The 14,781-nt window shown below is 62.3% G+C and carries 16 protein-coding genes; 9 read left to right on the forward strand and 7 right to left on the reverse strand.

Translation table 11 applies throughout. The annotated features are described in order from the left end of the window. Positions 1-12: 12 nt before the first annotated feature. From AC56LG_RS19095 to AC56LG_RS19115, 5 genes are all read right to left on the reverse strand, one after another. Positions 13-2,385, reverse strand: coding sequence for a heavy metal translocating P-type ATPase (locus AC56LG_RS19095; protein ID WP_497167643.1), 2,373 nt, complete (start codon positions 2,383-2,385; stop codon positions 13-15). An 88-nt stretch (positions 2,386-2,473) separates the two neighbouring features. Then, complete coding sequence (locus tag AC56LG_RS19100; protein WP_497167644.1) at positions 2,474-2,749, reverse strand: heavy-metal-associated domain-containing protein; 276 nt, start codon at positions 2,747-2,749, stop codon at positions 2,474-2,476. 98 nt (positions 2,750-2,847) lie between these two features. After that, positions 2,848-3,570, reverse strand: a complete 723-nt coding sequence (locus tag AC56LG_RS19105; protein WP_497167645.1) for a DUF305 domain-containing protein — start codon at positions 3,568-3,570, stop codon at positions 2,848-2,850. 44 nt (positions 3,571-3,614) lie between these two features. Then, entirely contained in the window at positions 3,615-4,289 is a 675-nt protein-coding gene (locus AC56LG_RS19110) for a PEP-CTERM sorting domain-containing protein (protein ID WP_497167646.1), read from the reverse strand. A gap of 611 nt (positions 4,290-4,900) precedes the next feature. After that, positions 4,901-5,302, reverse strand: coding sequence for a DUF305 domain-containing protein (locus AC56LG_RS19115; protein ID WP_497167647.1), 402 nt, complete (start codon positions 5,300-5,302; stop codon positions 4,901-4,903). A 725-nt stretch (positions 5,303-6,027) separates the two neighbouring features. On the opposite strand from AC56LG_RS19115, the gene AC56LG_RS19120 reads away from it, so the two are divergent. From AC56LG_RS19120 to AC56LG_RS19160, 9 genes are all read left to right on the forward strand, one after another. Further along, positions 6,028-6,351, forward strand: coding sequence for a hypothetical protein (locus AC56LG_RS19120; protein ID WP_497167648.1), 324 nt, complete (start codon positions 6,028-6,030; stop codon positions 6,349-6,351). A gap of 14 nt (positions 6,352-6,365) precedes the next feature. Next, a complete protein-coding gene (locus AC56LG_RS19125) occupies positions 6,366-7,781 on the forward strand; it encodes a TolC family protein (protein ID WP_497167649.1) in 1,416 nt (471 codons plus the stop codon). A gap of 15 nt (positions 7,782-7,796) precedes the next feature. Then, positions 7,797-9,188 carry a multicopper oxidase family protein gene (locus AC56LG_RS19130; protein WP_497167650.1) on the forward strand — a complete coding sequence of 464 codons (1,392 nt, stop codon included), beginning with the start codon at positions 7,797-7,799 and terminating at the stop codon, positions 9,186-9,188. A gap of 40 nt (positions 9,189-9,228) precedes the next feature. Next, complete coding sequence (locus tag AC56LG_RS19135) at positions 9,229-9,669, forward strand: DUF411 domain-containing protein (protein ID WP_497167651.1); 441 nt, start codon at positions 9,229-9,231, stop codon at positions 9,667-9,669. A gap of 24 nt (positions 9,670-9,693) precedes the next feature. Continuing rightward, a complete protein-coding gene (locus tag AC56LG_RS19140; protein ID WP_497167652.1) occupies positions 9,694-10,059 on the forward strand; it encodes a copper-binding protein in 366 nt (121 codons plus the stop codon). Positions 10,060-10,126: 67 nt separating this feature from the next. After that, positions 10,127-10,492 carry a copper homeostasis periplasmic binding protein CopC gene (copC, locus tag AC56LG_RS19145; RefSeq protein ID WP_497167653.1) on the forward strand — a complete coding sequence of 122 codons (366 nt, stop codon included), beginning with the start codon at positions 10,127-10,129 and terminating at the stop codon, positions 10,490-10,492. Next, on the forward strand, positions 10,493-11,434 hold the full coding sequence (locus tag AC56LG_RS19150; protein WP_497167654.1) for a CopD family protein: 942 nt from the start codon (positions 10,493-10,495) through the stop codon (positions 11,432-11,434). Between the two features lie 26 nt (positions 11,435-11,460). After that, positions 11,461-11,904, forward strand: a complete 444-nt coding sequence (locus AC56LG_RS19155; RefSeq protein ID WP_497167655.1) for a YybH family protein — start codon at positions 11,461-11,463, stop codon at positions 11,902-11,904. Between the two features lie 237 nt (positions 11,905-12,141). Next, positions 12,142-13,437: a type II restriction enzyme NmeDI-related protein gene (locus tag AC56LG_RS19160; protein ID WP_497167656.1), complete on the forward strand. Its 1,296-nt coding sequence runs from the start codon at positions 12,142-12,144 to the stop codon at positions 13,435-13,437. A 13-nt stretch (positions 13,438-13,450) separates the two neighbouring features. Here the strand turns inward: AC56LG_RS19160 and AC56LG_RS19165 are convergent, their stop codons facing one another. Both AC56LG_RS19165 and AC56LG_RS19170 read right to left on the reverse strand, forming a co-directional pair. Further along, positions 13,451-14,122: a c-type cytochrome gene (locus tag AC56LG_RS19165; RefSeq protein WP_497167657.1), complete on the reverse strand. Its 672-nt coding sequence runs from the start codon at positions 14,120-14,122 to the stop codon at positions 13,451-13,453. A 253-nt stretch (positions 14,123-14,375) separates the two neighbouring features. Further along, positions 14,376-14,708, reverse strand: coding sequence for a four-helix bundle copper-binding protein (locus AC56LG_RS19170; RefSeq protein ID WP_497167658.1), 333 nt, complete (start codon positions 14,706-14,708; stop codon positions 14,376-14,378). Between the last annotated feature and the right edge of the window lie 73 nt (positions 14,709-14,781).

The raw sequence follows: 14,781 nt of genomic DNA on the forward strand, positions 1-14,781 counted from the left end.
GGGCAGCTCCTGTTACTTCGATGCTCCGCGCAGCCGAAGCGCGTTAGTGATCACGGACACGGAGCTCAGGCTCATCGCTAGCGCCGCAATCATAGGCGACAGCAGGCGGCCGGTGAATGGGTAAAGAAGTCCTGCGGCGAGGGGAATCCCGAGCGCGTTATAGACAAATGCGAAGGCCAGGTTCTGCCGCATGTTGCGTACCGTCTGCAGCGACAGCAGGCGCGCCCGCGCGATGCCGCGAAGGTCGCCCTTCACCAGCGTGACGTGCGCGGAGTTGATGGCGACGTCGGTGCCCGTCCCCATCGCGATGCCGACATTAGCCTTGGCCAGCGCCGGGGCGTCGTTGATGCCGTCGCCGGCCATCGCGACCGTCCTGCCCTGCCCCTGCAGGCGTTCCACCAATGCCAGCTTGTCCTGCGGCTTGACCTCGCCATAGACCTCCGCGATGCCGAGTTTCGCGGCCACCGATCTCGCGGTAGTGAGGCCGTCACCCGTCGCCATCACGACCGTGATCCCGGCCTCCTTCAGTGTAGCCAGCGCTTCCGGGGTAGTCTGCTTGACCGGATCGGCTACGGCGACGAGTCCCAGGAGCTGCCGGTCGGCCGCGAGATACATGACGCTTGCGCCCTCGAGACGCAAGCTTTCCGCCTGGTCTGCGAGCGGCTGCCAGGCGACCTTTTCGATATCCATGAGTGCGGTGTTACCCAGGGCAATATGCTTACCTTCGACCACCCCGCGCACGCCGATACCGCTGGAGGACTCGAAGCTCTCTGGCTTTGCCAGAGCCAGTCCGCGCCTGCGCGCCTCGGCGACGATCGCGTGGGCCACCGGGTGTTCGCTGCCCTGGTCGATGCTGGCGGCAACCCGCAGAACTTCCTGTTCGTTCCCGCCGGGCGCCGCCGCGGCCGAGTGAAACGCGGGCTTGCCTTCGGTGAGCGTACCGGTCTTGTCGACGATCAGCGTATCGACCTTGCGCAGGCCCTCGATAGCGGCCGCATCGCGGAACAGGATGCCCTGTGTGGCGGCACGGCCAGTGGCTGCCATGATCGACATTGGCGTGGCCAGCCCTAGGGCGCATGGGCAGGCGATGATCAGCACGGAAACCGCGTTGACGAAGCCGTACACCCAGCTCGGTTCCGGACCGAAGAAGCCCCAGCCAAGCAGCGTCAGCACGGCGATGGCCACTACGATCGTCACGAAGTAGCCTGCAACCACGTCCGCCAGGCGCTGCATTGGTGCGCGCGAGCGCTGTGCCTGCGCCACCATCTGGACGATTTGCGACAGCATGGTCTGCGCCCCTACCTTTTCCGAGCGAATGACCAAGCTGCCGCTGGTATTAATGGTGGCGCCGATCACCTTGTCGCCCGGTCGCTTGGTGACGGGCAGCGGCTCGCCGGTCAGCATGGATTCATCGACTGCGCTTTCGCCTTCCAGGACGACGCCGTCGACAGGGACCTTCTCCCCAGGACGCACGCGCAACGCGTCGCCGACGTGGACATGGGTCAGTGGAATATCTTCTTCGCTGCCGTCGGCATTGATGCGGCGCGCCGTCTTCGGCGCCAAGCCAAGCAGAGATTTGATCGCCGCAGATGTCTGGGAGCGCGCACGCAGCTCCAGAATCTGGCCCAGCAGGGTCAGTGAAATGATGACCGCGGCCGCCTCGTAGTAGACCCCGATTCGCCCGTGCATGAGAAAAGTACGCGGAAAGAGCCCCGGCGCCACGGTCGCGACCACGCTGTAGCCGTAGGCTGCGGCGACACCGAGCCCGATCAGCGTCCACATGTTGGGGCTGCGATTTCGCAGCGACTGCACGCCCCGAGCGAAGAACGGCCACCCGGCCCACAGCACGACCGGCGTACTCAGGACGAGCTCGATCCAGCTCTGTCCCGGCAGGCCAGCCTGGAAGATTCGGTGTCCGGCCATCGCAAGCACCGTCACGATAACTGTCAACGGCAGGGTCCACCAGAAACGGCGCCTGAAATCCACCAGCTCCGGGTTTTCTTCTTCATCCAGCGACGGCAGCATAGGCTCGAGCGCCATGCCGCAGATCGGACAGTTGCCGGGCTGCGGCTGCTGGACTTCGGGGTGCATCGGGCAGGTATAGATCGTACCTTCCGGTGCGGCAGGCGCCGGCTCGGGCTCGGCGCCGCCGATGTACTGCTGGGGCGCCGCCCGGAACTTGTCCATGCACCTCGTGCTGCAGAAGTGATAGATCGCCTCTTCGTACCGGATTTCTTTGGCTGGATCGGCTCCGACTTTCATACCGCAGACCGGGTCGGTGAATGGCTTCTCGCCGCCCCCGTCCCCATGGTGGGCGCCGTGCCCTGAGCCATGGTCGTGATGATGTTCGTGCCCCTCGTGATCGTGATGCGACAGGTCGTTCATATTGGAATCTTTCCTGGTCTCGTACATCGAAACGTGCTTCAGCCGTGAGGTCTTTGTGTGCCGGAATTTCTACGGCACCCACTCTCGCTCAAGACCGCACGGCTTGGCTGGCTGGATATCCGGCCGCGGTTACGGCTTCTGCGATTGCATCCGCCGTTTCCCCACTTTCCACCTGAACCAGGCGGTCTTTGAGCAGTACCTCGACTTTTGCCTCGGGATCCAGTGCCTGCACGGCACGGGTAACCCGGGCGGCGCAACCACCGCATGACATCTTTTCCACCTTTAGCGTATGCATAGCGTACCTCCTGTTTGATAGGTCTGTAGGTACTGTAAACCTTCCCATCATCGGAAGGTCAAGGGCCATGAGCGGTGATCGTCGGTCGTTTTCGCCAGACCTTCATGGCCGCCGCACGGCTTGGCGATGCGGCGGCGCTGGAAAGTCATCAACGTAAGGACGGTCGCTTAGAACTCGTAGTCCTTCCGCTTGTCACCCGTCATCGGAATAAAGCCGCAGTCCGAATATTTCTTGCACAACATCTCGCGCATATCGTTGATGCCGTTCTTCTGGACAATCACGATGTTCTCGCAGTAGCGCTGCAAGCCGTCATGGTTGAGATCGCTCTTGACCGTGCAATGCAGGCTGGGCGCAAGTGCGCCCAGATGGTGATTGCTGAACGTGCGCAGGAATACCTGGTTGAATTGGGTTCCTGCCGGGGTAGCCTCGAGCATGGCGATCATGCGCCGCCCGTCCGGCGTAAGCTGGGGCTGGTATTGGATACCGTACCACTCCCTGAGCATGCGCAGAGCGCGGCCGATTTCTTCGCGCTGCTCTCGGTTGCCCATCCGGGCCATTGACCTGATCTCATCGTCGCTCGCCTTCGCCGGCGTTGCCCCAAAGCCCGGTGTGGCCGATGTCCCTTCCTGCGGCGCGACGACCTGCGGATCGCGCATCGGATCCGTGCCTGCAGCAAGCTCGGTGATGCGAAGCGCCGAGTAATGGTGGTTGACGATGAAGACGAGGTAGTTCTTCTCGAACTGGGCGGTGTTGCCCCTGCCAGGGCCATCCGCATGTGCCGTGCCGGCCGAGGCGGCAAGGATACCCAGGCCGAGCGCGGCGCGGCGAGCCAGTGCACGCGATTGTGCCGTAAAGGAAAAACGGTTCAGTTTCAGGGTCTGTGCTTTCATGTCATGCTCCTTGATAGTGGTGAAGTGGTCTATCGGGGTCCTGCTCATGCGCGGTACCGCCGCGCCCGGCGCGCAAACGCTGCTGCAGCCAGGCCTGTCAGCAGGATCGCGTGGGAGGATGGTTCGGGGACTGGCACGACACTGTCACGGGCCGCCAGGACGACATTGTTTGCCGTCGCCCAGTAGACATTGCCTTGCTCGCTGATCGTACGCAGTGTGATCTCGGTGAGCGCCGTGGTCGAAATGAATCCGAAGAACGCGCTCTGGGCCGAGCCGTCGAGGGTGTAAGCGATCCTATCGGCGCCGCTAGCGGCGGTAAGCTCGATGGTGCGGCCTGGCACGAACGCACCGTAGGCGTCGGTTGCAAAGAAGCTGCCCCCAAAGGCGAAGACATTCGGCGCAAATCCGCGAAAAGTGAGCGCATCGCTTGCCACCGTCGACGTCAGGAAGGTGTCGCCGTTAAATGTCGCCGGATAGAAGCCGGCATCGCTCGGGCCTGCAGTGACGCGGTAACTGTAGGAGCCTGCCGTGCGCTGCAGCTCGCCTTCGATCTGGCTCGCCTCGAGGTCCTCAAAGTCGTCGATGCCGGACCCGGTCGTCGCGGCACCGAACGCCGCCCGGTCGTAGACGAGAATAATGTCGGCATACGCCGGCGTGGCTATCGGTAGAACAAGCGCGGCAATGACTGCCGCACCAGGAAGAAAATGGTTGCGCTTCATGTAACCCCCATTGATTGTGAGTTTTCTTGAACGAACACGTTCGCGCCGGCGTACCAAGGCACGTCAGCTGTGTGCTGTCGAGGTCATGACGTCGGTAGCGCCGCCGAATAGTGCATGGGTGCATTCCAGGCAGGCGACGGCGCTGTCGATCAGGCGCGCGGAGGGGGATCGGGAACAGCCGGGGTATGGCTGGAGAAAGCTGCAGTCGGCTTGGCCCAGTCCTGAAGGATCGGCACGGGTGATGCCACTTCTGCTGCAGCCGGCAAAGGGGCAAATGGAACCACGAACTTTGCGCAGCATTGAGGCTTTGTCAGGCAGCAGCATTCGTCACTATCGGAAGCCTGAGCATCGCCCATCTCGGCGCATGCTTCTGTCTGGGAGTGGTGTCCGACGTTAAGCATTGAACAGGTGACTGCCGCGTTGGCGTACCCGTGGTACCCAACCATCAGACAAAGCAAATACATCACCAGTGTGCGTAGCGCAGCCATGCAAAAACTCTAACAGTACTGGAGAAGATGGCGTGCACGATACCGGCTGGAAATCGGTGCTCGTACGTTTCGCGAGCTGGGAATGCAGCGCAGCTGACCTGCCGCGTTGCCGGGGCGAGTTGCTTATTTTCCAGATGCCTGATGCTTGGCCAGCCAATCGTCGAGCTTCTTGATTTCCTTGGTCTGATCGGAAACGATCTTCTTGGCCATCTGCTTGAGTTTCGCGTCCTTGCCCTTCTCGAGCTCAGCGCGGGCCATGTCGATACCGGCCTGGTGGTGCGAGCGCATCATCATCGCAAAATCATGATCGTGGTCGCCAGTCATGGGCATGGACGACATCTTCTGATGCATCTGGTCCATGGTCTTCATCATGTCATTGCCGCCACCGGCCTGCTGCTGCGCAGCTGCGGCAGGAGCGCTACCGTGCTGCGCGTGGCTATTTTGCGCGAGCGTGTTCCCCGCAACGCCGAATACGAGCATGAGGCTGCCGGCTGCACAGATGATTCGTGACTGGATCTTTTTCATTTTCAACTCCTTTTCGTTGTCAAGATTCCGCGCAGCAGTTGCGCCACGCGTCCTGGCCCGATCATCGTCCCAGTCGGCCCGTCGCTGCTGTGCGGTACCACACGTTGAGACGACATGCAGCCGACATGCGGGTCAACTGGCTCACTTTGGCCAGGCTTAACGCTGTTCGAAACAGAAAAAGGGATGCTATACTCATCCAATCTATGAACCGCACGCTCACGACATTTCTGGTTTGGCTCCTGATGGCCGTGCTTCCGCTCCACGCGGTGGCCGCTGCCGCCAACACGTCGTGCGTGCCAGCCACGCAGCCAGTGAACGTCATTGCCATGGCTGACCATGCGTCGGACCTGACGCTGGACGACGCGCATGCGCACCATGGCGGGCACGCGTCAGCAAAAGCGAGTGCGGTTTCCAGCGACGATGGACATCATGAGGCGAAGAAATCCGCCCACTCATCGTGCAGCGCCTGCTCGGCATTTTGTGCAGGAGCGGTTGCGCCTCCCTCCTTTTCTCTCCCACTCCCTGCCTTTGACGGGTCCGAGTCGGTGATCGTGCCTCGTGCCGATTTCGTAGCCGGTTTCATTCCCGACGGCCTCCAACGCCCTCCCCGGCAATAAATCCGCCTGATCGACCAGGACACCCGCCGGCGCCAGAGTGCCGCGACGGTCTGTCCTGAGCTCCGGTGCGCGCCTGCGCACCCCTGTTACCGATTTTGAGGATTGACAATGAAACTCAAGCTGTGGGTTGCCTTTGGCACCCTGCTCGCTGCTGCGCTTGGAGCACAGGCCCAGCAGAACTCCCCTACGCCCGACCCGGCCGATCCATCCGTCGCCGTGCCGGCCACCGTTTATGCGTCGGCCATGAGCGGCTATACGCCGGCCATGAAAGATGGCGCACCGTCCCCCGACAAGTCCTGGCGCGCCGCCAACGATACCGTGGGCGGACAGACCGCGCATGCGGGCCACCAATCGCCGGCTCCCGCCCCCGGTGACGCGCCGCGCCGCGCCGAGCCCGCCGCGGCGTCCGCCGAACAACACAAGCATCACTGAGGCGAGACCGAACAATGACAACAAAACAAATTGCACCGGCTCTGCGCACGGTTGCTATCGCCGCCGTCGCCCTCACGCTGGCCGGCTGCGCGAGCTTTTCAAAGGACGGCGGCCTGGACGCCATCTCGTCCATGACCACCGAGCGCATCGGCCAGGACGTTCGTCTTCCGCGCGGCACCAGTGTGGAAACCGAAGCCCAGTCGGAACTGTCCGCGCTGCTGAAGCAGCCCCTGTCTGCCGATAATGCGGTGCGCGTGGCCCTGCTCAACAACCGCGGCCTGCGTGCCTCGCTTGCCGAACTGGGGGTCGCCGAAGCCGACCTGGTACAGGCCGGCCGTATGACCAACCCGTCCTTCAGCTTCGGCCGGATGTCGGGTGGCGGAGAAACCGAGATCGAACGCAGCGTCATGTTCGATCTCATCGGACTGGTCACGATCCCCCTGCGCCGGGACATCGAAGGACGCCGCTTCGAGAGTGCGAAGCTCGTTGCCGCCACCGAAGCGGTTGGCACAGCTGCGGACACGCGCAAGGCCTGGTTCAATGCCGTTGCGGCGGCGCAGTCGGCGAAATACGCGGAGCAGGTGCGCGATGCCGCGCAGGCAAGCGCCGAACTGGCGACGCGCATGGCGAAAGTCGGCAACCTGAGCACCCTCGACCAAGCGCGCGAGCAGGCATTTTCCGCCGAAGCCACCGCGCAGCTGGCGCGTGCCCGCCACAACGCGACGGCAGCGCGCGAGCAGCTGGCAAGGCTGATGGGCGTGTGGGGCGCGAATATGGCATTCCAGCTGCCCGACAGGCTTCCAGACCTGCCAGGAGCGCCGCGCGACCCCGGCAACATCGAATCGCTCGCGATGCAGCAGCGCCTGGACGTGCAGCTGGCGAAGCTGAGCACGCAAGCGACGGCGCGAGCGCTGGGCCTGACGAAAGCCACCGGCTTCGTCAACGTGCTCGATGCCGGCTACGTGAACTCGAGCACGTCCGGCGAGCCGCGCGAGAACGGCTACGAGATCGAGCTTGCCTTGCCGCTGTTCGACTGGGGCGGCGCACGCACGGCAAAAGCCGAGGCGCTCTACATGCAGGCGGTTCACCGCACGGCCAATACTGCCGTCACGGCGCGCTCCCAGGTGCGCGAAGCCTATTCGGCCTACCGCACGAGCTACGACGTCGCCCGGCACTATCGGGACGAGATCGTGCCGCTCCGGAAAAAGATCTCGGAAGAGACTTTGCTACGCTACAACGGCATGCTCATGAGCGTCTTCGAGCTGCTTGCCGACGCCCGGGCACAAATCAACGGCGTGAACGCCGCCATCGAGGCGCAGCGCGACTACTGGATTGCCGACACCGACCTGCAGGCCGCCATCAACGGTACGGGCGGCGCCACGGTCAGCATGGGCGGCGGCGCAAGCGAAGAAGCTGCCCCAGCACATTAATCAAGGAAACAAGTAATGAGTACTCGTCGAAATTTTTTCACTGGCGCAGCTGCACTGGTTGGCGCAGGCCTGGTGAGCCGCGCCGGCGCGGCCACCCTGCCCGAAGCACCCATGATGACCAGCGCGGCTACCCAGCCGCCGCCACCTCCACCCAACGGACGTCCCTACAACCCGGTTGTGACCCTGAACGGCTGGTCCCTGCCCTGGCGCATGAACAACGGGGTCAAGGAGTTCCACCTCATCGCCGAACCCGTGGTGCGCGAGATCGCGCCCGGCATGAAGGCGAACCTGTGGGGTTATAACGGCCAGAGCCCGGGCCCGACCATCGAAGTGGTCGAAGGCGACCGCGTGCGCATCTTCGTCACCAACAAACTGCCGGAGCACACCAGCATCCACTGGCATGGCCAGCGCCTGCCGAACGGCATGGACGGCGTCACGGGCCTGAACCAGCCTGGTATCCAGCCGGGCAAGACCTTTGTCTATGAATTCGTCGCGAAGCGCCCTGGCACCTTCATGTACCACCCGCATGCCGACGAGATGGTGCAGATGGCGATGGGCATGATGGGCTTCTGGGTCACGCACCCGAAAAACCCGGCCCACCACCGGGTCGACCGCGACTTCGTGTTCCTGCTGAGCGCCTATGACATCGACCCGGGCAGCTACACGCCGCGCGTGAACGAGATGACCGACTTCAATCTGTGGACCTTCAATAGCCGCGCCTTCCCGGGCATCGACACCATGAACGTGCGCCAAAACGACCGCGTGCGCATCCGCTTCGGCAACCTGACGATGACGAACCACCCGATCCACCTGCACGGGCACGAGTTCGAAGTGACCGGCACCGATGGTGGCTGGACCCGTCCGGAGTCGCGCTGGCCGGAAGTCACGGCCGATGTCGCGGTGGGCCAGATGCGCGCCATCGAATTCATCGCCAACGAGCCGGGCGACTGGGCCTTCCACTGCCACAAGTCGCACCACACGATGAATGCGATGGGGCACGACGTGCCGAACATGATCGGCGTCGACCACCGCGGTGTCGCCGAGAAGATCAGCAAGCTGGTACCGGACTACATGGTCATGGGCGAAAAAGGCGGTTCGATGGGCGAGATGGAAATGCCGATCCCGGAGAACACGCTGCCGATGATGACCGGCCAGGGTCCGTTCGGCGGCGTGGAGATGGGCGGCATGTTCACGGTGCTGAAGGTGCGCAAGGACCAGAAGCCGGGCGACTACAAGGATCCGGGCTGGTACAAGCACCCGGCCGGGACCGTTGCCTATGAATGGAAGGGAGAGCCGCCGGCCGCCGTGCGCAGCCAGACGGCAGGCGGCCAGGCCATGCCTGCCACGAAGCCTGTGGACATCGAAGTAACCGTTCGTAAGCCCACTGGCCATCAAGGCCATCGATAACTAAAGTACGAGCCCAAGCTGAGTACGAAAGGAGTGTCTCATGAAGCAAATACTACGCCAGGCCGCACTCGCCGCTGCGTTGTGCACACCAATGTTTGCAATGGCGGCCGCCCCCGTCATCGACGTGTTCAAGAGCGAGTCGTGTGGGTGCTGCGGCGCATGGGTGGAACACCTGAAGGCCAATGGCTTCACGCCTCGCGTGGCGAACGTCGCCAATCCGTCGGACTACCGCGAACGTGGCGGCATTCCCAACGCGCTCGGGTCCTGCCACACCGCGATGATCCAGGGCTACGCGATCGAAGGCCATGTGCCCGCGGCCGACATCAAGCGGCTGCTCGCACAAAAACCCAAGGCTAAGGGATTGGCCGTGCCCGCCATGCCGCTCGGCTCGCCCGGCATGGAAGGCCCGCGCAAGGATCCGTACGACGTCCTGCTGGTGCAGGCCAATGGCAAGACTGCTGTTTTCAAGCACTACAACTGACCACCCCTAACTGGAGGAACCCCAATGAACGCATTCTCGAAACTGACCCTGTCCATCGTGATGGCCGCCGCAAGCACGGTAGCCATGGCCCAGGAAAACACCCACGCCGGCCACGGCTCGCATGACGCCCAGGCAGGCCACGCCGGCCATGCAGCATCCGCGCCGGCCGGGCTGATCGATGGCGAAGTAAAAAAGATCGACCAGGAGGCGGGGAAAATCACGATTCGCCACGGTGAAATCAAGAACCTCAACATGCCCGCGATGACGATGGTCATGCGGGTGAAGGATCCGGCAATGCTCACGCAGGTCAAGGTCGGCGACAAGGTCAGGTTCGCTGCCGACCGCGCCAACGGTGCCGTGACCGTCGTCCAGCTGGAACAGGCGCAGTAATCAGGAACCCGTCCGTGCAGCACGTCCCCGCGCTTGCACAGGCGCGGGGGCATCAAGGAGAAATCACATGAACATCAGGAATCTGCTTCTCGCCTCAGCCGCGGCGATCGCCACCGTTGCCGCCCCTGCTGCGCTGGCCCATGCCAAGCTCGTGGGCTCGCAGCCGGCGGCCAACAGTGTCGTCAGCCCGGCGCCGGCGCAGGTGCGCCTGCAATTTAACGAGCCGCTCGAACTTCCCTTCAGCAAGATCAAGCTGGTCGACGATAAAGGAGCGGTTGTCGAGCCGTCGAAGCTTGCTGCCGACCCGGCCGACCCCAAGGCGCTGGTCGCCGCGACGCCAAGCCTGCATGCGGGCGCCTACCATGTGCAGTGGACCACTGTTACCCGCGACGGTCACAAGGTCAAGGGCGAATTTTCCTTTCAAGTGAAATAAGTGGAATCCGATCTCGCATCGGTTCAACGCGCCGTCACCGTCATCCTGAATCTGTCGCTTGCCCTCCTCGTTGGGGCAAGCGCGGCGCTGCTCTGGCTGCGTGTCAAGGCGTCGCCCTGGGCCCAGTCCATGCTGCCGCGCCTGCGTGCTGCCCTGCTCGCAGGGACCGCCGCAGCGATGGCGGCATATGTCGCGATCCTCTGGATCGAAGCGGCATCGATGGCCGAGGTGCCCTTGCCTGAAGCGCTGCCGGCAGTGCGATCGGTGATCACTGGAACGCACTTTGGATTGGCGTGGATGATCGGCGCCGCCGCGCTCGTCGTGACAGGCGCCGCAACAGCGGCCCCTCCGCGTGTTCAAGCCGGCCCGGGGGCTTCCGCAATCCGCGTCCTGGCCATCGGTGTGCTGCTCTACAGCCGCAGCATGGTCAGCCATGCAGGCGCCGCCGGCGACTTCACCTGGGCCGTTGCCGTAGACTGGGTGCACCTGGTCTTGATCAGCACCTGGGTGGGCGAAGTGATCGTCGCGGGCCTGATCACCCTACGGCAGCTGCCAGGGACTACTCCCGAGAGCCGTTCTGATTGCGCCGCTTACGTCGAGGCGCTTTCAGACAGCGCAACTGTCGCCCTGGCCGGTATTTTCGTCACAGGGGCGATCAGCACGTGGCGCGTGCTGGAGGTTCCTGAAAATCTGCTCGGCAACCCGTACGGTACGGCCCTGATCATCAAGGTTGGTCTCGTGCTGGCCGCAGCAGCGCTTGGCGGCATCAACCGGTTCGTTGTCATGCCCTCTCTGCTGCGCGCGCTGACTCAAACGAGCGATGCGGCACGCGAAGCAAGCGGCCGTTTTGCGCGCATCCTCCAGGTCGAGGCGATTGTCCTGATCGCTGTGCTCGTTGCCGCGGCCGTCCTGACCTCGACGTCGCCGCCGATGGCGTCCTGAACAAAAACTAACCAGAAGGAGAAAACATGTTCAAAAAATCCTTGGCACATGCCGCTCTCGCTACCGCGCTGCTTGGCGCGCACGCAAGCGGTTTTGCCGCATCGCCGGCCGACGCCGTCGCTGCTTTCCACCACGCACTCACCACCGGCGACAAGGACAAGGCCCTTTCGCTCCTGTCGCCGCAGATCGCCATCTACGAGGCAGGATACGTCGAGCGCTCGCGCGACGAATATGCCGGCCACCACCTGGGCGGCGATATGGAGTTTGCGAAGACCGCTACGCGCAAGGTTCTCAAGCAGTCGGAACGTGTCGACGGTAACACCGCCGTGGTCTGGGCCGAGACTGAAACGACGGGTACTTCGCGTGGCAAGCCGTTGCATGTCTACGGCACCGAAACGGCTGTCCTCGAAAAAAAGGGCGGCGACTGGGCGATCGTTCACGTCCACTGGTCATCTCGCAAAGCCAAGTAAGGTCCTCACGCAGCAATAGATTTTGAAGTTTTGCCTTCGTTGGCGGCCGGCACGGCCGCCAATTTTCTTCCGCTTCGGCACTCATGAGATACTTGTTGGTGCTGAGCAATATGCCCGCCCACGCGCGTCAGTGCGGTGGGCCGGATTTCGGTTGGGAGCAAGCGCCGCTCACTCGCATTTTCGGTCACTTTCCAAGCTACAATAATTGCACACGCCTTCCAACTTTTGAGGACACAGATGGACGTATTGATGGTGCCCGCCACGCAACAGCAGCGATCGCTGATCGAGCAGTGGAAGGCAGATCCGGAAGGGACCTACCGCTCGTGGTTTCTATGGGATCAAAGGTTAAAGAACTTCCGCTCCATTCGGAGGGGGTTGCAGGAAGTGGTCCGCGAGATTCGTGATGGGGTATTTGGCGTCGCATACCGAGGTTCTTCGCTTGAAACAGTAGTTCACTCCATCGCAGAGCAGCGTCAGATATTCAAAGGCGCAGATCATGCGTTCCTCTGGAAGCCGAAATTGCGTATTCCGGATATTTACGAAGACCGGAGCAACCAGCTCGCCTTCGGACGCTTCCTGGACACGTGCCTTTGCTGTCAGAGTGAAGCCGAGCTGGTCGAGGCGGTGCGTGTGCTGGACGCACGCCAGATCAAAGGCCTCGGGCCCGCTTGTGCCAATCTGCTCTACTTCCTCCACCCGACATTTGTGCCACCCAACAATACTGCGATCGTTAAGGGTTTCAATGAATTTTTCGGCGCTAAGGTAAAACTCGGCCGTTGGACCGAGTACCTCGCCATGCGCGAGCGCCTTATTGAATTCAATGCGACGCATCGCAACGTGCTGTCCAATGATTTGGGTGCTGTGGCCGGATTCATGTTCGATATCGGCACTGGTCGCTATAGCGTTGGCAGCGGGACCGGGGTATCGCTCGACTGGAAGGTCGATCTCGAGAAGGCGCACGAAGGAAACGCTGCGGCATCCAACGCACGCAAGCTTGCTGCAGAAACAGACCGAACCCATACAGAGGTCCAAGGCTGGTTACGCGATCTGGGCTTGGCTCTCGGATACCACGTCTGGATCGCAAGCAATGACAAAGGGCGCGCCTACGGTGATGGCAAGCTGGCGGACGGCTGCCTGAGCGAATTGCCGAAAGCGATCCGGACAAGCTCCGCATCCGATACTATCAGTCTCATCGATGTGCTATGGATCGATCGGAGCACCGACAGAATCACGCTGGCATTCGAGGTCGAGCACAGCACCAGTATCTATTCGGGAATCGTGCGGATGCTCGACCTTGCCCTTGGGGTTCCCGATCACGACGGCTCGACGTTTTTCCTGGTCGCCCCCGACGCGAGGGAGAGCGACGTGCGTGCACAGTTCGCTCGCCCGGCATTTTCGCGCGTCAGCGAACTCGACGTGCGCTATATCGGCTATAGCGAACTGAGCAAACATCGGGAGGCGATCGCTCGTTTCGGCGATGGCCAAAAAGGCATTCTTGCTATTTCGAAGCCCCTGACCGCCGCGCCAGGATAGGTGTCGACATGCCTCAGTGCTGCTCGCCTTCCTTGTGCATATGACCTGGTCCAGTGGCAGCCGATGGCTTCGGGTTAGCGTCATCGTGCTCCCCGTGCATGCTTTCTTCCATGCTGTGCGGCGTGTTTCCAGGGTTCGGGGCAGCGGCCCCTGCATGCGAGTGGCCGGCACTGCTTTGGACCAGTTCGCGGTAAGTGGCTGCCTCAATTGCAGGTAGCTTCTTCAGGAAGGCAACAAGATTCCAGATATCCGGGTCGCCCATGCTTGTGCCCCAGGCAGGCATGCCGGACGCCTTGATGCCGTGCTTGATCGTCCAGAATGCCACCGCAGGATCGACATTGCTTTTCGCGAGCGCAGGCGGTGATGGGTATAGTCCACGGCTGAGCTCGGTTGGCCCCATTCCGGGAGCCAGATGGCACTGCGCGCACATGGCTTGATAGTTGCCGGCGCCTTTGAGGATGGCTGCCCGGTCCTCCAGCGGCGGCACGCCGATTTTCGCGGCGCGAACCTGCACGGAACGCTCGCGTGCAGTTTCGATCAGCGAAAATACGGGCCGTGAGTGCTTCACGTCGGCAGCGAAGTTATAAAATCCGAACCAGATAAAGATTGCCCCAAGCAGTAATAGCAGGACCCAGAGACCCGCATGAACAGCAATGTTTCGGTTTCGTAACTGAGTCATCATCATACCTTTCCGTTTTATTTTTCTATAGGCCGTCCTGGCCAGGGTCTGGGCGGCGTACAACGCAATAGCAGGTCAAATGGCCTGGCGTGGCATTGTCCGCCAGGCTCCTGCGCGCCAGATCGGCTTGATCGCGAGGCAGCCCGAAAAGCTGAGTCACCTTCCAGACCGAACATGCAGGCGCCCGTCAGGATGGCCCGACGAACACCTGGGAATTCCGCCACTCTGCCTGAGCAGCGGTTGAGCACGACACTGGCGATCAGTGTGCGCCGGCCATGCGCCGGCACTCATCGGCACACCGGCGGCAGGCGGCGGCACAATCCTGGCAGTGCTGCATCTGATGCTTTGCGCACTCGTCGGCGCACATGTCGCAGATCGCCGCGCACGCATCGCAAACCGCTTTTGCAGCTTCGCTACCCCTTGCCATCATCGCTGCGGCCGCCCTGCACAGTTGCGCGCAATCGATATCGAGCGCAATGCAGCGGGCCATCATCTTGACGTCGTCTTCCTGCAGGCAAGCAGAAGCGCACATGTCGCACGCATCGGCGCAATCGTTACAGGCTTTGATACAGGTTTCGTGTTGCTGGTGCATGATGTTCTCCTTGAAAGTTGGGTTATGCCTCGGTTCAGGACTTTCTGATTTGCGTGGAGCGATTGCAGCCTGG

This window comes from Telluria sp. ZB2R32, from assembly GCF_059685715.1.